Genomic DNA, 23,755 nt, shown 5'->3' with positions numbered 1-23,755 from the left:
TTTTAATTTATCTCTTCATTTTATATTGCATGTGATAATATAGTCCTCCACCGTGCATCACTCTTAATTGGAACTTTATAAAATTTTCACCTTGATGTAGATAGGGTCTGATGTCAATAGGATTGCTTGTACTAATAAGTTGGTTATTAACTTTAGCTTGTAATGCTCTGCCTTGATCTCTACCATTATTACATTGTTTTGGATCGTCTAAAGAATCAATAGAAGATATTGGGGCACTAAAAACTTTTTTGTCATTGACATATAACAATGTACAATCGTCGTACCATAAATCTAATATTTTGAAATAATCTAAATCATCCATAATGGCATCTAAAGTTACTTTAAAAGTTATAGTATATAATTTTGTACCTTCTGGTTCATTTGATGCACTTATAAAAGTATTCGGATTATTATTAGGAAATGTCATAATATGCCATTCTGAATTCCATTCAGGTGCTACATTGAAAATAAAGTCACCTGTTTTAGTTGCATGATCATAAGGAGTGTTAACTAATTGTGTTGGAAATGTATTGTCAATAATATCTAACAGCAATCCTTTTGATTCTCTACAGCCGACATTTTTACCTAAAGGTGCGAACTCGACAACCTTTCTATCAAGGTGTGATAAGCAATAGCGTTCTAAAGGTTTACTAGGGTCAATAACTACCCAATTAATTGGGCATGTTCCTTTTACAAGTTCCCCTATATCGCTTTCAGGCCATAATGCATTACCATGTTGGTTTGAAGGAGTATTAATTGCTTTACAAGTAGGTACTAATATAGGAGTACAAAGATTTAGTTCTTGCCAAGTTTTATCTCTTACATCTGAAATTTCAGCGTTATATATTGGTGCAGGAGGATTATTTGCATCTTCTTTTGTATATGTCACTTTATAATATCTTAAAGCATCTAATATTGGTCCTATGTTAGGTTCTGGCTCGATTCTATCTGTATAATTCCTACTTAAAACACATATTGGAGTATTAGGGTTATCGTTATTGGTATAACAGTTACTCGGAATATTATTTATATTGCAAGTATAAATAGTAATGCCTTTTCCTGGACCTGGTACTGTTTCTTTTAGAGTGCAGCTACTTGTATCTCCACATAATCCAAGATTTGGATAGATAATGTTATATTTATTTTTAAAATCCTTACAATTTATAGTATCTTTGTTATGTAGTTTAGCAAGTACACAATTTATCGAGTCATTATTGTAACTGGAAATAGGCGAACCATTATACATCGGCATAGGTTTACAATGTTGGAAATTTTTCGGCATCAAGCAGGCATGTGTTCCGCCTTGTATATATTTACCGTTTATATATTCTAAATATTTTAAATATATTGCATCTGGGTTTGCCTTGCCCTTATTATTGTAAGGTTTCTGATCATTTTTATATTTACCGTGAATAGTCAATTGATTTAGAGCATTTTCTCCTGAAAACGGTATAGCAATATATTTATCTTCCGTTGGATTTTTTGGCGGATCTTGAGGTATAAATGCAACGGAAGAACTATAAGTATAACCAGCAAGCATTACTGTGCTTTCTGTGTCAGTGGGATTGGGAGGTGGAGGTCCGGTATATGATAACGGCGTTACAAGAGTGCTTGTTTCATCTATAATATTATTGCCATCTCTTACCTGCACTGAAGCAATGAATTGCGGGTTATAATAAGCATCGTGGGCATTGTTATTATTACAGGTAATTCCGGCATATTGTTTTGCACATTCGTAAACAACTAAGTTGTAAGAGTGATTTACTCGTGGTATACAATCTATTAAATTACTAGACTCGAATAAGCAAATATTATTAGGATTTTGCTTATCATCTTCGATATTACTAATAGCGACATAAAGATTTCTATCTTTACCATTATTGTCTTTTAAAGTGAATCTTGTTGGTTCAGGTTTACTTAAACCAGCTTGATCTTGTCCTTGTATTTTAGGAAATTGTACACTTACATCTTTAAATTCGCCAATGTTAACTCCCCACACTTTTTGGCAGGTAGTTGAATTAGAACTTGGACAGTCTGGTATATCGCTTATGTAATAATCGTTAGGTGTTTCTACAGTACCAATTTTCTGTGAATATACTATTCTAAATCCATTATTACAACCGTCAGCTGTAACACTACATGGGGTAGGGATTTCTGTATTAATACATGGGATACCGCCTGAAGTGTTCTTACACGGTTTTATAAGATCTCTAAAAGCTGTATTAGTATGAGTAATTTTTGCTGAAGCAAAATCTATATTTTTTAGTTGTACACAAGTTTTGAGGTCAGGGGTAGGTCCTGTGCAAAGTGGAACAAGATTGCTAAAGCTAACACGTATGGTATTATTAACAATATTGTTTCTAACATTAGACACTACACAAGCTGGACTAGTAGAAGATTGATCAAATTTGCCGTTGGAATCTTTTATACTACATACATTATTAGCTTTAGGATTAATTCTAATATAATCCAAATTTAGACAATATGGTGGTGGAAAAGGTCCTAAAGGTAATTGTACACAACCAAAAGAATAGCTATCTACAGAACCGTTCAATGATCCAAGTGCTTCAATAACTTTTATTATTAAACTAGGAAAAAAATTAAAAATCTCTCCTATTGCATTAAGTATTGATTGAAGTACTTTTATAAATGCTGAATCTTGATCTATCATACCAAGAAGCTGCCCTAATAAACTTGGCAGATTTGCTCCTTTTACTATTCCAACTAAAAATTTTAATAGTTTTGCAATAGGGCTAAGTTCATTAGTTTGGTGAAGAGGTTGACGATTAGGATTCCAGTCCATCGGATCAAGATGTACCCCGGAATCTGAAATAAGATTAACAAGTCCAGGATCACTATAAGCACAAAGCTTAGGCGATTTTAAATTCACTATTTTCCCGTCTACACCTATGATCTTATTATCATTTTCCGTGTAACCAACTTTATTGAGATGTACTCCATCGGTATAACCTGGATCTGCAGGAGCAGAGTTAGAATTGATTCCATGAGGTGGTGACATATCCGGTACGGCAATTCTAGCACAAACTCTAGTTAGAGGTATACCATAACCTGTAGGCCATACTACACATTCTCCATCCCAATTTAAAGTAGAGCTTTGGTGCCAACAAGCTGCAGCATTACAACTTTGAACTCTAATACGAATTTTTGGAGTAAAGTAACTACTATCAGGGGCTTCTTCTGCACATCTATTGAGTAAAAAACCAATAAATGTACCTGGGTAATCAAATTTTAATAAACAAGTATCATTGTTGCGGCCGTCACTTTTATTCCAAGGAGGACACAATGTATTGGGTTTAAAAGGTCCTCTTTTTACTTCATTGTGGCTGCCCTTATTCCAAATTTCTGTTCTCTCACTTTGACCACAATTACATGGGTCGCTAAGGCAATTGGCTACATCACCCCAAATAGATGCATATACATTAAATGAGAAAAATGAAAATAAGAAAAATAGTAAATATTTTTTTAACACTTTAGAGTATTCTTTATGCTCGTTGTTTTTATAATTAGTTACTTTGTAATTATCGCCAATAACATATGATAATTAATTTATATAAAAGGTGGAAAACCCCCCTTTTATGTTTTATATTCTATATTTTAAAACTAATGCGCTATTCTCATGAGTCCATATTTAACGCATGATATAAGTAGTTAACCCAATTATCTGGAGGACCTTGGTGTTGTTCAAGTATTTTTTTATAAATATCCATTTCCTCTTGTCTGCTTGATAAAATACGGACAATGCCTATTAAAGCGGCAATACTTAATTCAGAAGCTATAGATTCATTATCCTTACTAATTAAGAACATCCTTGTAGAAAGTATTAGTTGTGATAATTTTCGTATTTCCAGTTCGCTTAAGCCTAAAATTTTGTCTAAATCTTCTATTTTAACATCAGACGGTAGAATAATTTTAGTATTAATTAAATCAAGCCAAGGTTTTATAGTATATTTAGGATATGACTTAAGATAAATAAAATTGAAATTACTAACGAAAATACCATTATTGTTAGATAGATTATTATAAATTAAATTTATATTATCATAATAAACTTCAGGTTTATAAAGTTTGTCAAAATTATCGGCAGCAAATATTTTAGGTTTTGTGCCAACTAGGCTTAAATGATAAGTAAAAGCATAAATTATTGCTGCACTAATACTTTGATGCTTCTTTAAATTATTATTAAACTGTTCTAACAATTTTCTCTCCATCGGGTAAAATTGTTTAGAAAACGGTTCATCAGAAAGTTTATATAAGTTTAACCCTATGACTTCTCCTTCTTGAATGTTAAGAGATGGTCCATCAAATAATTGATAATATAATTGTCCTTCGGTAAAAACTTTAAATTTATCAAGTATTTGTATTCCCCCTGCTTCTTTAAAATCTTCTAATTTTAAAATATCGGAGAAAATACGTTTTTCTTTTTCAATTGATAAAATTTTATTTTTTAACTTTTCTAAGAAAGATATCTCTATTTCACTAAGAGGTGCAATATAATGACCGCTGATTAATTTTAAAAATTCTAAAATGAAAGCTTCTGATTGTTCTGTATCATCTACTAAAAATGGATTGATAATTTGTGTGTCCGGTTCTAACCATTTGCCTTCTATTGCTTCAATAAAAATTTTAGAATCATTATTATTAGAGATATAAATTATTGTGGGGTTATATTTAGTCGATTCTGATATTAGAAAGTTCAATAATACGGTTTTACCAGTTTTTTCTGTACCAAAGATGCAAGTATTACCTTTATTCGTTTTATCATGAAAATTCATGAAATATGGAGTACCTTTTTCAGTTCGCAGTAAAGTGATAGCTCTACCCCAGGGATTATATTGATTACCGAGTGTAGTATTATGAAGAGCGGTAAGAGAAGCAATATGTTCTACAGATAATGGTGACATTCTACGGATAAAGGCAAAGTTAGCAGGTAATTGCGACCAAAATATTTGTTCAATATTAAGATCTTCTTTTACATGAACAATACCAAGTTTAAAAAGTTCGGTTGATGCTTTAGCTACGGCTGTATCGAGTTGATTTTCATCTTCTTCTATAACAGTAATTGAGATTTGCTGATTACAAAATTGCAAAGCTAAGTTAGCTGCATCATTAAGTTTATCAATCCCTTTGTGATTAATTAAAGTTGAGTCGTTGGTAATTTTTAGAATATAATCTTGACCTTGCAATTTGGATATTAATTGTTTTTTGCTAACAAAGTAAAATATTTCAGTTATTATTAATTCAATCGGTAACTGTAAAAATTTATCAAGTGCGCTAGAAGGAGTTTCTTGATATTCTTTTATAGATAGTAAAGAAACAAATTTGTTATTTTTCTCATGATCTGTAACTACCATTTTATCGCCGCTAATTTTATAAGTACTTCTCCCTAATGCGTCAGATAAATCTATTATAGGTACTAAACAATCATGATTGTTAAGATTAGCTATTCGATTATATAAAAATAAAGGCTTAGAAAAAACATTATCATTTTCAAATATTATACCAAGTTTTTCAGCACTGAATTCATTTAAATCTTTTAAAATATTATTAGTGGTATTTTCTAGTTTTTGAAAAGCTGAATCTAAGTAGTTATTTTCAAAATTAGTAATTAATTTATGAGATAAAGAATTTATTAAGGAGTTAAAATTTGTGATATTAACTTTGGCGGAATCATGTACTATAGATACATATAAAGTATTAACGAATTTATCATTCCAATGATTTTTTCTTTGCCATAGTGCATGAATATTTGCTGGTAGTAATTTTTTATAAGGAGTGGAATCGTCTAAATTTTGTTTTTCTCGTATTGTATGTAGCCAAAAAGCAAAATCATAATTGGTTATATTCTTTTTTATAGAAAATCTAACCATTTCACGTAAATTCTTTAAGTTATCACTAATATGTTCTGAATTAATGCTGTGTATTTTAATAATTTGTAGTAATTTACCATCTTTGGTAAGTAAAGTATTTTCATTATAATGACATGCTATAGGTATAAAATTAGGAGCGTTATAATTGTATATATCCTTATCACACTTTCGTAAATCACTAAACACAAATAACCTGAATTTAAATTACCATTTTGTAAGGGCTTATAATATTAGTTTTCATAGTGTCTGAAAACTTCTCTATGTCATTCCAGAAAAAGTATTGTTATGTAGATCAATTGTCCAATTTTCATCCCGTGACCTTGATCGCGGAATCAAATTAAAAATACTGAAATTATTAGTATTTTAAGTTGTTTTTTTGCCTCGTAGTCATCAAAAGCTATGGGGTGATACAGTAGGTTCTACCAGTCTATGCAACACTACCTTAGTGGGAATGACATATAAACTATATAACCATTTTGATCTGACTTACTCTAAACCCTAGAATTATTACAAAACTTTACCTTATTATTTATATTTAATAAACAATTATTCACTATATGTAGTGATTTTTTGTAACCCTCCCATATAATTTATCAAGACATCAGGTATAGTTATTGATCCATCTTTATTCTGATAATTTTCTAATATTGCAATCATAGTTCTTCCGATAGGTAATCCTGAAGCATTTAAAGTATGCACTAAGGTAGTTTCATTACTGCCGAATTCTTTATATCTTGCTTTCATTCTACGTGCTTGAAAATCGCCACAATTAGAACAGCTCGCAATTTCACGATATTGCTTTTGTCCAGGAAGCCATACTTCTATATCATAGGTTTTTCTTGCTGTAAATCCCATATCTCCAGTGCAAAGTAACATAACACGATAAGGTAGATTAAGTTTTTGTAAAATAGTCTCTGATGCATTAGTTATATATTCATGTTCATTTTGTGACTCTTCCGGAGTAGTAATAGATACAAGCTCTACTTTACCGAATTGATGTAATCTAATCATACCTCTTGTATCTCTACCGCTACTACCTGCTTCTGATCTAAAGCACTGGGTGTAAGCAACGTAACGCATCGGTAACTTTTCTCTTGGTATAATAGTATCAGCAACTATATTTACTAAAGCTACTTCTGCGGTTGGAATTAGTCTATAACCGTTTGTTGTTGAAAAAGACTCTTCAGCAAATTTAGGTAGTTGTCCTGCGTTATACATAGCATTATCTCGAACTAATACCGGAGGTGATATCTCAAAGAAGTCAAACTCTTTAGTATGAACATCAAGCATAAAGTTAATTAAAGCACGTTCTAGCTTTGCTAAATCACCTTTTAATGTTACAAATCTAGCTCCTGAAATTTTAGAGGTTTGTTCAAAATCCATTAAATTTAATTTTGTGCCTAGTTCAAAATGCTGCTTATTTAAAGCATTTGGATTTATCTCTCCATAAGTACGCACTAATTTATTCATACTTTCATCAATCCCATAAGGTACTTCCTCATCCGGAATATTAGGAAGCATATTTAATAGCTCATTTAATTCATTATTATTATTTAGATCCTGTTCAAGTTCTTCCAACTTCTCATTTATATGTTTGACATCTCTTTGTAGTCCTTCAAACTCTTCGCTACTTTTAGAGGCCATATTACCTAAAATCTTTGATTTTACCCTACGTGCATGCTGAAATTCTTGAATTAAACTTGTAATTTTTCTTTTCTCTCCGTCAAGCATAGCAATTTTACTAGACATAGGTTCAATAAATCTTTGGCTAAGCTTTTTATCGAACAATTCTTGATTTTCTCTAATCCATTTGATATTTAACATTTAGTGTCCTCGGTTTTTCTATAAAATTACATATCACTATTGAAGTTTCATATAATAAAAGTAGTGGTATTGCAAGAGCAAACTGGCTTAAAATGTCAGGAGGTGTTAATATTCCCGCAATAATAAAATTAATTACCACGGCAATACGTCTTTTTTGCTTAAGTGTCTGTACCTGAACTATTTTTAATATGTTTAATATTATTGTCACGATCGGTAGTTGAAAAGCTACTCCAAAAGCAATAATAAGATGAATAACTAAACTTAGATACTCACTAATTCTTGCTTCCAAAACTATCGGTACTATTATATCACGTTTTTCAAAATTAAGAAAAAAATGCCACGCTTTTGGCATTACAAAATAAAATACAAAAATACTACCGCACCAAAATAAAATAGGTGACATAAAAAGAATAAAAGTGATAATTTTTTTCTCATGGCGGTGTAGCCCGGGACTGATAAATAAGTAACACTCTAAAGCAATCATCGGTATAATGATAGTAAAAGCAGTAAAAGCTGCAAGTTTAATATAGGTAAAGAAGGCTTCTGTAAGTCCTGTGTAAATTATATTTCGTGTTGTATCACCGCTTAGCTTAGCAAGCGGCTTTAATAAAAAACTATAAATAGTATCGCTAAAGTAATAGCAAATAGCAAATATAATTATAAAAGTAGTAAATATTCTAAGAAGCCTTATTTTTAATTCTAATAAGTGTTCTTGCAAACTATATAATTTCATAAAAATGCCTACTCTTTAAATTTCATAGAAGTATATAATCAATGTTATAAACCTTTTTTAAGAATTGTCATATTTTTTTAATCACTAGTTTCTTTCTATATATTTTATAAAATATCGGTATGAATAGCATACTAAACAGAGTATTACCTAAAAAGAATGAAGGCCAAGTAAGATATTTTGCACAAATACCGCCAAGGCTAGCTAGAATAATACGGCTAAGAGAGCTAAAAGATGCAATAATGGAATATTGTGTGGCAACAAATTCACTATTGCAAAGGCTAGCAAAATAGATAGAGATAATAGTTCCGGCAAATCCTGCACAAAAATTTTGCACTGTCACGGTTATTATAAATGTCCTTATATCATAGCCGATAGTAGCAAGAATCATAAACATAAGAGGTGATAATGATTGAATAATTCCACCAATTAAGACACTATGAAATATACCTCTTTTTGCAGTTAAAATGCCACCTAAAGCTCCCCCGACTATCATGATTAGTAACCCATAAGCTTTGTAAATAACAGCAATTTCATGAGTAGTAAAACTTAAATCTAGAAATAAAGGTGAACTCATAGCCATAGGTATAGAATCTGCAGCTTTGTACAAAAATACAAACAATATAATTAGCAGTAAATATTGTTGTTCCTTTTTTAAGGATATAATACTTTTTTTTATAACTTCAAAATATTGCTGTAATCCTATTAAGTTAATAGTTGTATGACGTATTGCTTTTGATTTTGGTTCTTTGACACATAAAATTACTATAGGTCCAAGTATAGTAATTAATAGAGCAAATTTATATACAATATTCCAGCCAAAAATAATTGATGAATATAAAGCGCCGACGCTGCCAAGTAACATACCTAAACGAAACCCTATGCTACTAAAAGTAAAAGCTATTGATAGTTCTTCTTTCGATGTAGGTCTCTCAATTCTATATGCATCAAGTACAATATCTTGAGTAGCATTGCAGAATGAAATAATAAATAAGATAACGGCAGTAATATATAAATTATTACAAGGGCTTATGTTTAAGAATCCCGTCATTGCTAGGATTAAACATATTTGCGATACTAATGCCCAGCTACGCCTGTGACCAAATTTAGCACATAAAAAAGGTATAGAGTATTTATCTATAAAAGGTGACCATATGACTTTTAAGCAATATGGAAAAGCAGCTAATGATATCGAACCTATTACATCAGTGGTGTATTTTGCCTCAGATAATTGATATGGGACTGTAAAAAAAATTAAATTAAACGTAAGACCGGAAATTAAGCCTAAAAGTAAAATACCGATTAAATATTTATATCTATGTATGTCATGCCCGTAAAAGCGGGAATCCAGAAAACAGTGAAACAAATTAAGTGTTCTAACTTTAGAAGCTGTAGTGACTTGAGCTTCTTGATTTCTAGATTCCCGCTTCCGCAGGTATGATATAAAGGAATGATTTAAAATTTTGTACATGAAATCTAATAGCTTTAAATTAGTTACTTAATATTTCATTTCTAGTGAGTAAGGGGCTACTTTGGAAAATATTTTACCGACTACCGGTATTTTGATTACAATATTGCTGATTAAGAAAAAGGAAGGAATAACGTTTCCTTTAACCGTAATTAATTGCTGCTTGGTATCAATATTACCTTTCATAGTAAAATCAAAAAACGGTCCATGTGCTTCTGTATCAAAAATTGTAATAATATTCCCTCTATAATTAAATTTGCCAGTCATATCTTCAAATAAAATATTTTTATTATTAGTTATTGAACTAAGAAAACCCGGTAGAGAAACAAAGGAAACAAGCCGTGTTAAAAAAGGAGTATCAATTACCATAAAATGTTTTATAGAAAATTTGCCGTCTAATATCGGCACTATTTCTCCTTTTTTTACTTCATATCTTTTTGTATTTAAGTTGATGTTAATTTGACCGTTCTGCATAGTTGTATACATTCCGAGTCCTTTAAGCAATGCTCCGGCATTATCTGATTCGATTAGCCATTGTTCAAAAGCTTCCTTAGCAGTGAGCGACATCTTAACTTTTTTATTATCAATATTAGCATTTAGAAAACCGGAGAAACACCGTACTTTATCACATTTGATTGCTAAATCAAGATTAGAGAGAATTATATTATTCTTTAAAAGAATTTTTGATATATTAGTTTTTAAATTAATATTACGTGTAGAATCCCCCTCTTTTTCTAAAAACTGCATCATATTAGCGTTTGATAAATCTAATCCGCTTCCATAAAGTTCTGTATTGAGATTATGGTTATCTATGATTATTTTTCCTTTTAAATCTGTATTATTATGCTTAACAGAGGCTAGATTAATATTATAAATATTTTTCTTAATTAAGGCATTACCATTAATTTTTAGATTATCCTGCCCTGAAAGATTAAATGCGATATTTGTATCGAAATTTTTGTCATTTAATTTAGTATATAAATATAAATTGGCTTTTTTATATAATTTTTTATGAATAGATACTTTATCTATATAAAATTCTAAATTATCAAGATTAGAATTAACGGTAATATAATTCTCATTATTATGCTGTTTTTTATACTCAAAATTTAGAACGGTACTGCCTGAAATTAATTTAAATACTCCAAGTCTTTGATTCTTAGCCGTAATATTACTTTTTATTTTAAGTAAACACTCATTATTGTTATCTGATATATCATGATCGTAAGTAAAGCTACTTGCATAATTATTAATTTTACCTTTACCGCTAATGTTTAGTTTATTATCTTTAAAGCTAACTTTGGCTTCGCCGTTTTGTAATGAAATATTATTGTCTAAAGTATTAAAGGAAATATTTGTTAATGTTGATAACACATTATAACTATTAGGGATATTTTGGCTAATAGGGATTATTAACTCTATTATTGAATTTGCCGTTCCTTTTATTTTTTTTAGATCAATATTTTGGGCTTTAATATTTTGATATGCATTACTTGGAATAAAGTCAATTAAGTCGTTAATTTCACCTTTAGCAGTAGCATTAAAAACGAATTGTGATTTATCCGGTCCTTCCCATTTGAAAGTCATAATACCGTCTGAAACAATACTGTTACCGCTATATGCTTCATTAATTAGAAATTTTATTTCCGGTCCTGAAATAATTATATTCGTATCGACTTTAGTTAAAGGCGGTATATCTTTATGATATTGATATTCAAAATTCGAGATATGTAAATTTGCTTTTAAATTATCTTCTACTAAAATATTTTTTTTTAAAAATTTTTTATCTAATTTAATATTTAATTCTCCGTTTTGTATATAACCTTGTTTTATATGTGCTCGTAAATATGAGATTATAGAATTATCCGGAATAATTTTTTCGAATGTTTGATAAATTATTAAAGGCATATTTGCGGCAGTTGCACTTGCGTCAATATTTTGATCGGTTATTATACCGTTTAGTGATAAAAAAGCTTTGTCTCCGAAGGTAAGTTTGCAATTAATGCTTTTTGGATTATCTTTAGAATAAGAAATGTTATACAAGCATAAGGCATTTCCTGGAGGTAAGCTTTCCCCTTGCTCATCAGCTAAGATATCACTTTTTATTGAAGTTAATCGTATGTTGGTTAGAACATCTTTTGTGAGTATATTTAACGAATAATCACCAGTCGTTGCAGTATTTATAATTTCATCATCCTTATTTGAGATTACGGAAAATTTATCAATATTAAAATTAGCCTCTATTAACGCATTAGAGAAGAAATTTTTGAAATTAAAGCAAAGATTAAAATCGTTAATTTCTCCTCTAGCATTATCTATAAGACTTAAGGAAATTTTATCTATAGATAATCGGTTTTCTTTAAATTCTAAATTATGTAGTACAGCTTTTATATCATTTTTACTTAAATAAAATTCAATTATTTTTCTCAAAGGTTCATTTAAGTGTCCTGTATTTGCACTATAAACAGTTAGAGTTATTGTAACAAACAATGAAATAAGAATTATAAAAATACTAATAAAGGTTTTTTTAATAAAATTCATTTGAGCTTGGCAAATTTATTGAAATATAATAAAAGCTTTGTATACTTGATGAACTTCAAAAATTGGTGTTGTCGTTCACAAGGGTTACGGTACTTTATGTATTAAGTGATACGCTATACAACTCCGCTCCTCACCTTGTGAACTTCCTATCTCTTTTTGAATTGATTTCAAAGTATACTGATCCTTCATTGACTCAAGGTATACTTGTTACGTTAGTTGAATATAACGTATAATCTAAGAATTTAATATAAAAATCACAAAAATTATGAATATTACATTTATCGGTAGCGGATATGTGGGATTAGTATCAGGTATTATTATAAGCTATTTAGGTCATAATGTTACTTGTCTTGATAATGATGAAGTTAAAATATCTAAGTTAAATAAGCAAATATTACCAATTTATGAGTTGAACCTTGATAAATATTTACAGAAAGCTCTGCTAGCTAGAAGATTAAAATTTACAAATATTTATAATAATGAACTGCGAAATGCTGAAGCAATATTTATTACGGTCGGTACACCTTCAAAAAAGTCGGGAGAAGCAGATTTAAAATATGTTTATGATGCTATTGATAAGGTATCAGTGTATATAAATAAGGATTGTTTAATAGTCATCAAATCCACTGTTCCGCCTGATAGCTGCAGTAATATTATAGCCTATTTAAAATCAAAAGGTTTTTCATTTAATGTTGCTTCCAATCCTGAGTTTTTAAGGGAAGGTAGTGCTGTAGAAGATTTTTTATATCCTGATCGTATAGTTGTCGGTGTAAATAATGAAAAATCAGAGGAGATCTTAAGAAAAATTTATGCTCCTTTAATAGAACAAGGAACAAAGTTTGTGGTGACTGATTTAGTGACAAGCGAGCTTATTAAATATGCTGCAAATAGTTTTTTAGCTACCAAAATTGCTTTTATTAATGAAATGGCTGATTTATGTGAAAAAATCGGTGGTAATATTAAAGATTTATCTAAAGGTATAGGGCTTGATCAAAGAATCGGTCAAAATTTTTTAAATGCAGGACCTGGTTTTGGCGGTTCATGTTTTCCAAAAGATATTCTAGCATTAAATAATCTTGTAACAAACCATCATATCGATTGTAAGATTCTTAAGGCAGTAATTACAAGCAACAAGCAGCGACCAAGTAACATAGTAGATAAGATAGCTACTTTGTTAGACAGAGATTTAAAAGGTAAAAATATAGCAATTTTAGGCTTAACATATAAAGCAGGGACAGATGATGTTAGAGCAAGTCCTGCTATCAAAATTATAAAGATTTTATTAAATAAAGGTGCATATGTTAAAGCATTTGATCCAATTGGTTGTGAAAATGCGAAAAAGAATTTTGAAAATAAAAATTTGCTATATTTAGACTTAGCAGTTGAAGCCTGTAAATCAACCGATATTATAGTTATTGCAACTGAGTGGTTAGAATTTAAAGAACTTAATTTTCAAGAAATTTATAATTTAGTAAAATCTCCGATAATAATTGATCTTAGAAATATACTAGATAGTGAAGTAGTGAAAAAAATCGGTTTTAGATATTATGCAGTTGGTAGTAAATTCGATTTCATTTCCTTATAAGTGTTATTATGTGGACTGAAAAACACATGCGTTGTCACATACCGTGGCTTGACCACAGTATCACTATACTAATAAAATTTTAGTATTTTTACTAGAGCTTGCGATCGATTTGTGGGATGACAGAGGTGAAATTGTGATCCATACAACAATGCTTTGTAGGTATGACATAAATAACCATATAACATTAATTTAAAATGCAACCTGAATTTATTCATTTAAGAACACAAAGCTCTTATTCTTTTCTAGAAAGTGCATTAACAATCGAAAAAGTAGTGGAGCTTGCTTTATCAAATAAAATGTCTGCTATTTGTTTGGCAGATAGGGGGAATTTATTTGGCTCATTAGAATTTGCTTTATATGCAGTAAAAAAAGGGCTGCAGCCGATACACGGTGTTATTCTCAATATACAATATGATATTAATATTTTTGCTCAAATTTTGCTTATAGCTAAAGATGAAGTCGGCTATAAAAATTTACTCAAACTATCAAGCCTTACTTTCACTAAAAATGATCGTAAGATCTGTGATCACATTAATTTTGAGGATTTAGTAAAATATCAAGAAGGGTTAATAGCATTATGCTGTTATACCGACGGTATTGTTGGGAAATGTTTACTGGCTCGTAATGAAGAGCAAGCAAGGCTGTTTGCATGTAAATTACAGGGAATTTTAGGTAATCGGTTTTATTTTGAAATTATGAGGCATGATTTACCGGAAGAACAGTTTATTGAGGATAGTTATGTTAGAATTGCTGCTGAGCTTGCTATTCCGCTTGTTGCTACTAATAAAGTTTTGTTTAGTGAGAAAAGCATGCATGATGCACATGATGTATTGTTATGTATATCAGCCGGTGTTACTAAGGAATATACTGACCGTAAAACAGTTAGTGAGAATTGTTATTTTAAATCACCAAGTGAGATGATAGAACTTTTTTCTGATTTACCTGTTGCTATTGAAAATGCGGTGAATTTAAGAGAACGTTGTTGTTTTGCAGCACATGCAAATCCACCGATGCTACCTAATTTTGCTACCAAAGATATTAGTGAAACAGATTTAATTAGAAAAGAAGCAAAAGCAGGACTACTTGTAAGGCTTGCTACAAAGTTTAAATCCGAAAATATTTCGTTAGAGGATCAAGAAGAATTGAACGCAGAATATTTTTCTCGTCTTAATTACGAGCTGGATATTATCTGTAATATGAATTTTGCCGGTTATTTTTTAATTGTATCAGATTTTATTAAATGGAGTAAACAAGAGGGGATTTTAGTTGGACCGGGTAGAGGGTCGGGAGCAGGTTCGGTTGTTGCTTGGAGCTTGCTTATTACTGATCTCGATCCAATTAAATTTGGTTTATTATTTGAAAGATTTTTAAATCCTGAACGTATTTCAATGCCTGATTTCGATATTGATTTTTGTCAAGAAAGGCGTGAGGAAGTAATTAATTATGTACGTTCTAAATACGGCAATAATAGAGTAGGGCAGATTATAACTTTTGGTAAGATGCAGGCAAAGGCTGTAATTAAGGATGTTGCACGTGTGCTTAGCTTACCTTATAAATTCGCTGATTATCTAACAGAACTTGTACCTTTTAGTGCAGTTAATCCTGTTACACTTGAACAGGCAATGCGTGAAGTTCCGGAGCTTGCAAATGCTGCTAAAGGTAATGGACTGTATAATTTAGAGGGTGAAGCAGAGTTAATTAAGCTGGTACTTGATACTTCGTTAATTCTTGAGGGGCTACATAGGCATTCCTCGACCCATGCTGCAGGAATTGTAATAGCAGGCACTAATTTAGTCAATATAGTCCCGGTATATAAAGATGTTAATTCTGATATGCTGATAGTCGGTTATTCTATGAAATATTCAGAGATTGCCGGTTTAATTAAATTTGATTTTCTAGGTTTACAAACCCTAACGGTTATTACCAATTGTAAGAAACTGCTTAAAGAGCGAGGGATAGAAGTAAATTTGAACAATATAACGTTTGATGATAATAAAACCTATCAAATGTTATGTAAAGGTAAGGGAATCGGAGTTTTTCAATTTGAAAGTGTCGGGATGAAAGATGCACTGAGACGCCTTAAGCCTGATTCTATACGTGATTTAATAGCGCTTGGTGCTTTATATCGCCCAGGTCCTATGGAAAATATCCCTACCTATATAGCTTGTAAGCATAAATTACAGCAGCCTGATTATTTACATGAGCTATTAAAGCCAATCTTAGAAGAAACTTACGGAGTGGTGATATATCAGGAACAAGTACAAAGAATAGCACAAGTTCTTGCCGGTTATACACTAGGTGCTGCTGATTTACTTCGTAGAGCAATGGGTAAGAAAATTAAAAAAGAAATGGAGGAGCAGGAAGAAATTTTTGTTAAAGGGGCAGTTGCTAATAATATTCCGGAATCTCAAGCTAGGTCCATCTTTGCGACTGTGGCTAAATTTGCCGGATACGGTTTTAATAAGGCACACGCGGCAGCTTATGGCGTTATTTCATATCAAACTGCATATCTTAAAGCTAATTATCCTGCAGAATTTTTGGTTGCCTGCTTAAATCTTGAATTAAATAATCACGATAAAATTAATTTATTTTTACAAGAAGCAAAAGACAGCGGAATAAAAATTATTGCTCCTAATATTAATATTTCTGAAGGGTATTTTAGTGTAAAGTCTGTCATACCGCGAGTCGCGACTTGTCATCCCCGCGTGGTCAGTGATCCAGAGAAAGTTCATGCAATGAAAATAGATTATTGCTTTCGTGGGAATGATAAAGAAAGTACTGAGCATGACATAAAAAGTTGTGATTCTGACAAAGAAGAAACTGCAATAATATTTGCTTTAGGTGCTATTAAAGGAGTGACGCCAAATTTTGGTAAGTTAGTAACAGACGAGCGAAAAGCAAGAGGAAAGTTTAAATCAATTATTGATTTTATTGAACGATTACCACCAAAATCTATTAACAGTAAATTACTGGAAAATTTAATTAAATCCGGCTGTTTTGATGAGTTACATGATAATCGATTACAATTATTTTTAAGCGTTCCAAAATTACTTTCTTATTCAACTTCATATCATGAAGAACAGGCATCTAATCAATTTAGCTTAATTAAAGTTTCTAGTTTAAGTCCAACTATTTTAATAGATAGTGATTATGCAGATAACAATACTTTAGCTTTTTATGAATTTGATTCTATGGGTGTATTTATTTCTAATCATCCTCTTACACAGTATCAAGAAATATTTAGCCGTTTAAATATTTTAAATACTGCGGATTTGTATAATAACTTACCCTATGGTACTAACCGAGTAAATCTTGCTGGTGTAATACAAAAAAAGGATTCTCGTATGTCAGTAAGAGGTAGGTTCGTGACGCTCGTGCTTTCCGATCCTGAGAATATCTTTGAACTGAGTATTTTTAGTGAAGAAGTTTTAAAAGATTATGTACATTTACTTGATGTTAAAAGTTTAGTAGTAGTTAATTGTGACGTAGTTAAAGATGAAGGCGGAATAAAACTAACGGCAAAAAGCTTTGCGTCAATTGAGGATACAATTAATAATAAACAATTTGAACTACAGCTTTATCCACAAAATTATGAAGACTTACGGCAAATAGTAACGATACTTGCGGCTCGCACTAATAATAATGAAAATAATGCTAAAGCTACAATATATTTACAAAGTAAAGAGGTAAAGAATTTTGTAGCAAAAATTACATTACTGGAAAAATTCTTGCTCCAAGCACAAGATTTTGAGGTTTTAAAAGGATATAGTAAATAGTGTGTATAGCGCGCTTTATTTCATTGTCGCTTCCGTGGGGAATCCAGTAAAACATATAAAAACTTAGTTTTTATATGTTTATTTTATTAAATATGTAAATTCTATGTCAGTATTAAAGTTATTTTTGGATTCCTGCTTTTGCGTGGACGACATTGAGAAAGTGTTTCGATCCATATCAATAAAACAAGGTTGATCAAGTTAGCTAGAATGACAATGGAAAACTTATCCACGTAAAATCCATGCCATAAATATTTATTATATTAACCTAGTGCATCTCCATCCAGTTATTACCAGCCCTGATTTCAGTAATAATTGGTATGTCCATATTAGTAGAATTTTCCATGATTTTTTTAATAATGGGTATTACGAGTTCTACTTCGTTAGTCGGTGATTCAAACAGTAATTCATCATGAATTTGCAGCACTAGTCTTGTTTTAAGCTTCAGTTTTTCTATTTTTTGATCTAGATTGATCATAGCAATTTTAATTATATCGGCATTAGTACCTTGAATGGGTGCGTTAATAGCTGCACGCTCTGCAAATTGTTTAAGCTTGTTATCATGAATGAAAGGTACAAAACATTTTCTGCCAAAGAAATTTGTAACATAGCCATTGCTACTTGCAAAAGCTTTTGTTTGCTCAATATATTCTTGTACTCCTTTATATTCGGCAAAATATTTCTTAATATATGAGGCAGCTTCACTATGAGTAACGTTTAATTGTTGAGCAAGCCCAAAAGCACTAATACCATAAATAATACCAAAATTTATAGCTTTTGCTTTACGTCTATGTTCACTAGTTAGTTTGTCTTTTTGCAAATTAAAGATCTGACAAGCAGTTTGAGTATGTATATCGTCTTTGTTGATAAATGCTTGTTTTAGTGCACCTATATTTGCAATATTGCTTAATATTCTAAGCTCAATTTGAGAATAATCGGCAGATATTAATTTATAACCTTCCTCAGCAATAAAAGCTTGTCTGATTTTATTTCCCTCAATAGAGCGAATAGGCACATTTTGCAAATTAGGTTCTTGTGAGCTAAGCCTGCCTGTAGTAGTAGAAGTTTGTAAAAATGTAGTATGTACTCGTCTAGTTATATTATCTATTTGTCTTGGTAAACTATCAGTATAAGTATTTTTTAATTTTGTAAGTTGCCGCCACCTTAGTAACAAATCGGCAATATTATATCCATGCTTGCTAAGTTTTTCTAGTATTTCTGCCCCTGTTGAATAAGAGCTTGTTTTAGCTGAGACTTTACCGAAAGGTAATTGCATTTTTTCAAACAAGATTTCACCTAATTGTTTTGGCGAACCGATATTAAATTTAGTGCCGCTAAGAGCAAAAATTTCTTCTTCAAGTCTATCTATTTCTGTTCCAAATTCAGTAGATAAGTGTTTCAAGTAATTAGCATCTACTTTAATACCAACTTTCTCCATTTTATCTAAAATAAAACAAATAGGTAAATCAATGTTACTGTAAAGTCTAAAGGCTTTATTATCTTTAAGCACTAATATATTTTGCTTATAAAGTGAGATGAAATTTAGTACTATTTTTGCCGATTCATTGATTATATTTTCTATTACAGTTTCTTTTTGAGCTGCTTCAAATAAATCTTTCTGTGATAGACCTGCAGATAATGTATATTGTATTAGCTCTAAATCTTCAATCGCTGTAATCTCATGACATTGGTTTGCATAAAACTTAAGTAAAGGTTTAAGAGAGTAAGTAATTTTTTTTATGGATTTGTCAGTTAGTAAATTAAAAATAATTTCTGAAAACCAGTTGTTATTAGTTTTGGTATTATAGGAAAAAAGGCTATTGGTCGTATTTGAAATTTTAATAATATAACTTTTATTTTGTAGTGATAAAATCAAAGCACGATTATCTCCTTTATACTGTAACAAATATATTCCGAATATTCCTGCTCTTTCAGCTTCTTTAGCAAAATTTTCAAGTTCAATTTTATTACTAATTTCTTTTATTTCCTCTACTTTATTATTAGCTACTATCTCTTTGTGGTCATTAATTTTAATATCAAATAAATTTTCTGTTCTTCTATATAAAGATCTAAAACCGTATTCCTGTAAAAATCCTATTAATTTCTCGCTATTTGGAGGTGACCATTCTAAATTATTCAGCTGAAAATCTAAGTCAACATTAGAATCAAGTCCTATTAACTGCCATGAAATTAAAGCTGCTTCCCTTGAATTTTGTAAAGTTTCACGTTGTTTTACGCTTGAGATTTGGTCTAAAGAGTTAAATAGATTTTCTATCGAACCAAATTGCGCTATAAGCCTACTGGCTGTTTTTGGTCCAATAGAGGGTACGCCTGGAATATTATCCGATCTATCGCCGATTAAAGCCATTACTTCACGTAATTTATTAGCAGTAGTGCCAAATTTTTTAACAATATCATCCTCTGTACTATATTTCCCTTTTAGTGGATCATATATTTTAATGTTTGCATTCATTAACTGCAATAAATCTTTATCGGAAGAGATAATGATTACATCTTCGCCGAGTGCAGCTGTTTTATTAGCGAAGGTTGCGATAATATCATCGGCTTCATAGCCGTTTTTCTCTAGAATAGGCAGATTTAAGTGACTTGCAGCATCACGAACTAATGGTAATTGCGTTATTAAATCTTCAGGTGGAGGGGAGCGATTAGCTTTATATTTAGGATAAATATGATGGCGAAAATTTTCCCCACCGCTATCAAACACTACAGCGACATGTTTAGGCTTAAAGTCGCTTAGTAATTTTATCATCATTGAAGTGAAACCGTAAAGAGCACCGACAGGCAAGCCTGTCGGTGAAGTTAAAGGCTGTTGAGCATAATAAGCTCTAAAAACAAATCCGTACCCGTCTATTATTAATAAGGTATTTTTTTTTGTCATTTTATGATTTAAGTGTTTTTAATTCTCTATGTCATGGTATCTAGTAAAAATAAGAAGATAAGTTATTTATCTATAGTTAAGTTGTTTTTTAAGATATAGTAATTTTTATAAACAAAATCTCACAGTCCTACTAAAATTTTAGCAAAATTATGTCGATCGAATACTTTTAAATCCTCTATCTTCTCGCCTATGCCGATAAAATACACTGGTAAATTAAATTTTTGTACTACTCCGACAATTACGCCTGCTTTAGCACTTCCATCTAGTTTAGTCACGATAAGCCCTGTTAAGTTAGTAGCATTATTAAAATGCTCGGCTTGGTTATAAGTATTTTGTCCTGTAATGGCATCAATTACTAAAATGCTATGCGTAGGTGTATTCTCATCTAATTTTTTTATCACTTTTACGATCTTAGCGAGTTCATCCATTAAGTTTTTTTTATTATGGAGTCTACCTGCTGTGTCAATAAAAAGTATATCGATATTTTGTTTGATCGATTCTTTCATCCCGCGATAAGCAACACTTGCAGGATCAGCTGATTCTTCACCGGTAATAAGTATTGCATTTGCTCTATCTACCCAAGTACTTAGTTGATTTATGGCAGCTGCTCTAAAAGTATCGCAGGCAGCAACCGCTACTTTTTTTCCTTGTGCTGAGTACATTGCAGCAAGCTTACCTATAGTCGTAGTTTTTCCTACACCGTTAACACCACAAACTAATACTACATTTAATTTATTTGCATTTAGAGAAAAAGGAATTTCTGAGTTTAACAGCTGCTCTTCTATCAATTTAGCAAGGGCTGCCTTTACTGTACTACTATCTATTTCTTTGTCGAATTTTACCTTTTTAAACTCTTCAATAACATTGGTTACTACCGAAACACTCATATCGCTTGATATAAGTAGCTCTTCTAGCTCTTCTAGAGTTTCTGCGTTTAATTTTTTCTTGTAAAATATTTTGTCTATACCTTCTGATATTTTATTAGAAGTTTTAGATAAACTTTGTTTTAATTTACTAAATATCGAAATCATATTAGATAGTTTTTGGGTGTTAGTGTCATTCCTGATGTAGATCAGTTTTTTTAATAATTGCGAGGAAAGTAATTGACTCAGCACAATACAGTCAATAGATTACCACGCTTTCTATGTTCATTTGCAATGACAATTAAGGTACTTATCTCTTCTTCTTATTCTTGCTGTTATTTTTATTCCAGTCAGTTTTATTGAATCTACCTAAATTTTTAACAAATTTTTGTAGTCCGTTAAGTTCCATTCCATATGCCCTAGTATATTCACGGACTATTTCTATATCTTGTCTATGAGAATTATCTATTATTACTACTTCCTGTATAAAATTATTAGTATCAAAGGTAATTTTTACTATTCTTTGCTTTTCAATTTTTGAATTAAGCCAAGCTCTTTGAGAAATAATCCTTTCAACATAATACCAAGTATTTTGGGAATATTCCGGTACCATAGTAGGCGTACCAATTAATTCTACGACTTCTGCTTTATTTAGTTTTTTAGACTCTAATTTGACAAGTACCGAATCATCTATCGATTGCCCTCTATTTTCGATAGTTTTACAGCCGCTTAAGGAAAAGAAGACTAATATACTAAAAATGTATGTTATAAAAATTTTCATAAGTTTAATTTTATCTAGATTTTATTACAATATTATTATAATATACTGCTTCACTAATTTGACAAATACTTTTTAATTTATATTTATAGAGGATAATTAATGGCAGTTCCAAAGAAGAAAACATCAAGATCAAGACGTAATATGAGACGCTCACACTTTGCGCTTAGTAAAGTTAATGTAATAGTTGACTCACAAACTGGTGAATATAAACTTCCGCATCATGTTTCTTTAGTTGATGGGACTTATAACAATCGTCAAGTAGTAACAAAAAAAATTAAAACTGAAGAAGAAGTAGCCTAAAGCTTAAGATTTATGACCTGTAAAATTATTGGTTGTGGCGGATATCTTCCTTCAAAAGTAGTCCGTAATGACGAGCTTACAAAATTCGTAGATACTAACGATGAGTGGATTAGAACAAGAACAGGTATTACACAGCGTCATATAGCAGGCGATACAGAATATACTTCCCATCTTGCTTTAAAATCAGCTGAAAAAGCTATAGAAGATGCAGGGATATCGGCAAATGATATTGATTTAATAATTATATGTACTACTACTCCAGATAATAGCTTTCCTTCAGTTGCTACTAAACTTCAAGGCTATCTTGGTTTGGCTAATATACCATCTTTTGATTTACAAGCAGTATGTGCCGGCTTTGTATATGGATTGCAAGTAGCAAATGCTCTGGTTGCGTCTAGTAAATATAAAACTGTGTTGCTTATAGGTGCTGAAAAAATGACATCGCTATTAGATTGGAATGATAGGTCTACCTGTGTTTTGTTCGGTGATGGAGCAGGGAGTGTGATATTGCAGCGTAGTAGCGATGATTCCAGTTTAATAGACAGTAATATTTTTTCAAGTGGTATCGATTATGAAATACTATATACAAATGGTGGTGTAAGTATGAATGGTGCTAGTGGTACAATCATTATGCAGGGTCAAAAATTATTCCGTCATGCAATAGAAAAAATGCAACAATCTATAGAAGAGTTATTGCGTTCTAATCAATTCAGTGTAAACGATATTGATTATTTTATACCTCATCAAGCAAATGTCCGTATTATCAATAAACTAGCCGAGTTGTTAAATATAGAAGAACATAAGATAATAAAGACTGTAGAAAAACATGCTAATTGTTCAGCCGCTTCCATTCCTCTTGCTTTAAGTACTCTCAAAGCATTAGGTAAAATAAAAAAGGGAGATATTCTACTATTTTCAGCTATCGGTGCCGGTTTAACTTGGGGCAGTGCATTGGTAAGATGGTAAATATACTCGTTTTGTTTGCAAAATTGGCTAAATCATATTATTATAGGTCTGCAGGTTTACAACAGTATTATACTCTCCACTCTTCAAACTTACTATACTCCTTGCTCTTTTCCAAATAAAGCTTCATCGATACTACT

At 31.0% G+C, this 23,755-nt stretch carries 13 protein-coding genes; 4 read left to right on the top strand and 9 right to left on the bottom strand.

What is annotated here, in order from left to right; all coding sequences use genetic code 11:
• Positions 1-7: 7 nt before the first annotated feature.
• From AAGW17_RS00955 to AAGW17_RS00930, 6 genes are all read right to left on the bottom strand, one after another.
• Entirely contained in the window at positions 8-3,490 is a 3,483-nt protein-coding gene (locus tag AAGW17_RS00955; RefSeq protein ID WP_347939082.1) for a hypothetical protein, read from the bottom strand.
• Positions 3,491-3,635: 145 nt separating this feature from the next.
• A complete protein-coding gene (locus tag AAGW17_RS00950) occupies positions 3,636-6,074 on the bottom strand; it encodes a VirB4 family type IV secretion/conjugal transfer ATPase (RefSeq protein ID WP_347939081.1) in 2,439 nt (812 codons plus the stop codon).
• A gap of 360 nt (positions 6,075-6,434) precedes the next feature.
• Positions 6,435-7,712 (bottom strand): serine--tRNA ligase, encoded by a 1,278-nt coding sequence (serS, locus tag AAGW17_RS00945; protein ID WP_347939080.1) that lies wholly within the window; start codon positions 7,710-7,712, stop codon positions 6,435-6,437.
• Complete coding sequence (gene tatC / locus AAGW17_RS00940) at positions 7,690-8,445, bottom strand: twin-arginine translocase subunit TatC (RefSeq protein ID WP_347939079.1); 756 nt, start codon at positions 8,443-8,445, stop codon at positions 7,690-7,692. Before tatC ends, serS begins: the two co-directional genes overlap by 23 nt.
• Before the next feature lie 67 nt (positions 8,446-8,512).
• Positions 8,513-9,913, bottom strand: a complete 1,401-nt coding sequence (locus tag AAGW17_RS00935; RefSeq protein WP_410528106.1) for an MFS transporter — start codon at positions 9,911-9,913, stop codon at positions 8,513-8,515.
• A gap of 27 nt (positions 9,914-9,940) precedes the next feature.
• Positions 9,941-12,451, bottom strand: a complete 2,511-nt coding sequence (locus AAGW17_RS00930; RefSeq protein ID WP_347939078.1) for a DUF3971 domain-containing protein — start codon at positions 12,449-12,451, stop codon at positions 9,941-9,943.
• Between the two features lie 265 nt (positions 12,452-12,716).
• Here AAGW17_RS00930 and AAGW17_RS00925 point away from each other — a divergent pair, with 265 nt between their 5' ends.
• Both AAGW17_RS00925 and dnaE read left to right on the top strand, forming a co-directional pair.
• Complete coding sequence (locus AAGW17_RS00925) at positions 12,717-14,036, top strand: UDP-glucose dehydrogenase family protein (protein ID WP_347939077.1); 1,320 nt, start codon at positions 12,717-12,719, stop codon at positions 14,034-14,036.
• A 194-nt stretch (positions 14,037-14,230) separates the two neighbouring features.
• Positions 14,231-17,812 carry a DNA polymerase III subunit alpha gene (gene dnaE, locus AAGW17_RS00920; protein WP_347939076.1) on the top strand — a complete coding sequence of 1,194 codons (3,582 nt, stop codon included), beginning with the start codon at positions 14,231-14,233 and terminating at the stop codon, positions 17,810-17,812.
• 265 nt (positions 17,813-18,077) lie between these two features.
• Here dnaE and polA read toward each other — a convergent pair whose 3' ends face one another.
• From polA to AAGW17_RS00905, 3 genes are all read right to left on the bottom strand, one after another.
• Positions 18,078-20,708: a DNA polymerase I gene (polA, locus tag AAGW17_RS00915; protein ID WP_347939075.1), complete on the bottom strand. Its 2,631-nt coding sequence runs from the start codon at positions 20,706-20,708 to the stop codon at positions 18,078-18,080.
• A 119-nt stretch (positions 20,709-20,827) separates the two neighbouring features.
• Positions 20,828-21,739 (bottom strand): signal recognition particle-docking protein FtsY, encoded by a 912-nt coding sequence (gene ftsY, locus AAGW17_RS00910; protein ID WP_347939074.1) that lies wholly within the window; start codon positions 21,737-21,739, stop codon positions 20,828-20,830.
• A 142-nt stretch (positions 21,740-21,881) separates the two neighbouring features.
• Positions 21,882-22,352 (bottom strand): outer membrane protein assembly factor BamE, encoded by a 471-nt coding sequence (locus AAGW17_RS00905; RefSeq protein WP_347939073.1) that lies wholly within the window; start codon positions 22,350-22,352, stop codon positions 21,882-21,884.
• Between the two features lie 99 nt (positions 22,353-22,451).
• On the opposite strand from AAGW17_RS00905, the gene rpmF reads away from it, so the two are divergent.
• On the top strand, positions 22,452-22,652 hold the full coding sequence (gene rpmF, locus AAGW17_RS00900) for a 50S ribosomal protein L32 (RefSeq protein ID WP_347939072.1): 201 nt from the start codon (positions 22,452-22,454) through the stop codon (positions 22,650-22,652).
• Between the two features lie 12 nt (positions 22,653-22,664).
• Positions 22,665-23,618: a beta-ketoacyl-ACP synthase III gene (locus AAGW17_RS00895; protein ID WP_347939071.1), complete on the top strand. Its 954-nt coding sequence runs from the start codon at positions 22,665-22,667 to the stop codon at positions 23,616-23,618.
• Positions 23,619-23,755: the final 137 nt, after the last annotated feature.

It is taken from the genome of Rickettsia sp. Oklahoma-10, from assembly GCF_039954865.1.
GTDB classification, from domain to species: Bacteria; Pseudomonadota; Alphaproteobacteria; order Rickettsiales; family Rickettsiaceae; genus Rickettsia; species Rickettsia oklahomensis.
The sequence above is the reverse complement of the archived record's forward strand: the minus strand, read 5'-3'. Positions and strand labels throughout refer to the sequence as shown.

Excerpts from the sequence above, each read along its gene's own strand:
- AAGW17_RS00905 (WP_347939073.1), bottom strand. The coding sequence starts at position 22,352 with ATGAAAATTTTTATAACATACATTTTTAGTATATTAGTCTTCTTTTCC.
- polA (WP_347939075.1), bottom strand. The coding sequence starts at position 20,708 with ATGACAAAAAAAAATACCTTATTAATAATAGACGGGTACGGATTTGTT.
- serS (WP_347939080.1), bottom strand. The coding sequence starts at position 7,712 with ATGTTAAATATCAAATGGATTAGAGAAAATCAAGAATTGTTCGATAAA.
- dnaE (WP_347939076.1), top strand. The coding sequence starts at position 14,231 with ATGCAACCTGAATTTATTCATTTAAGAACACAAAGCTCTTATTCTTTT.
- tatC (WP_347939079.1), bottom strand. The coding sequence starts at position 8,445 with ATGAAATTATATAGTTTGCAAGAACACTTATTAGAATTAAAAATAAGG.
- AAGW17_RS00925 (WP_347939077.1), top strand. The coding sequence starts at position 12,717 with ATGAATATTACATTTATCGGTAGCGGATATGTGGGATTAGTATCAGGT.
- AAGW17_RS00895 (WP_347939071.1), top strand. The coding sequence starts at position 22,665 with ATGACCTGTAAAATTATTGGTTGTGGCGGATATCTTCCTTCAAAAGTA.
- ftsY (WP_347939074.1), bottom strand. The coding sequence starts at position 21,739 with ATGATTTCGATATTTAGTAAATTAAAACAAAGTTTATCTAAAACTTCT.
- rpmF (WP_347939072.1), top strand. The coding sequence starts at position 22,452 with ATGGCAGTTCCAAAGAAGAAAACATCAAGATCAAGACGTAATATGAGA.
- AAGW17_RS00930 (WP_347939078.1), bottom strand. The coding sequence starts at position 12,451 with ATGAATTTTATTAAAAAAACCTTTATTAGTATTTTTATAATTCTTATT.
- AAGW17_RS00935 (WP_410528106.1), bottom strand. The coding sequence starts at position 9,913 with ATGTACAAAATTTTAAATCATTCCTTTATATCATACCTGCGGAAGCGG.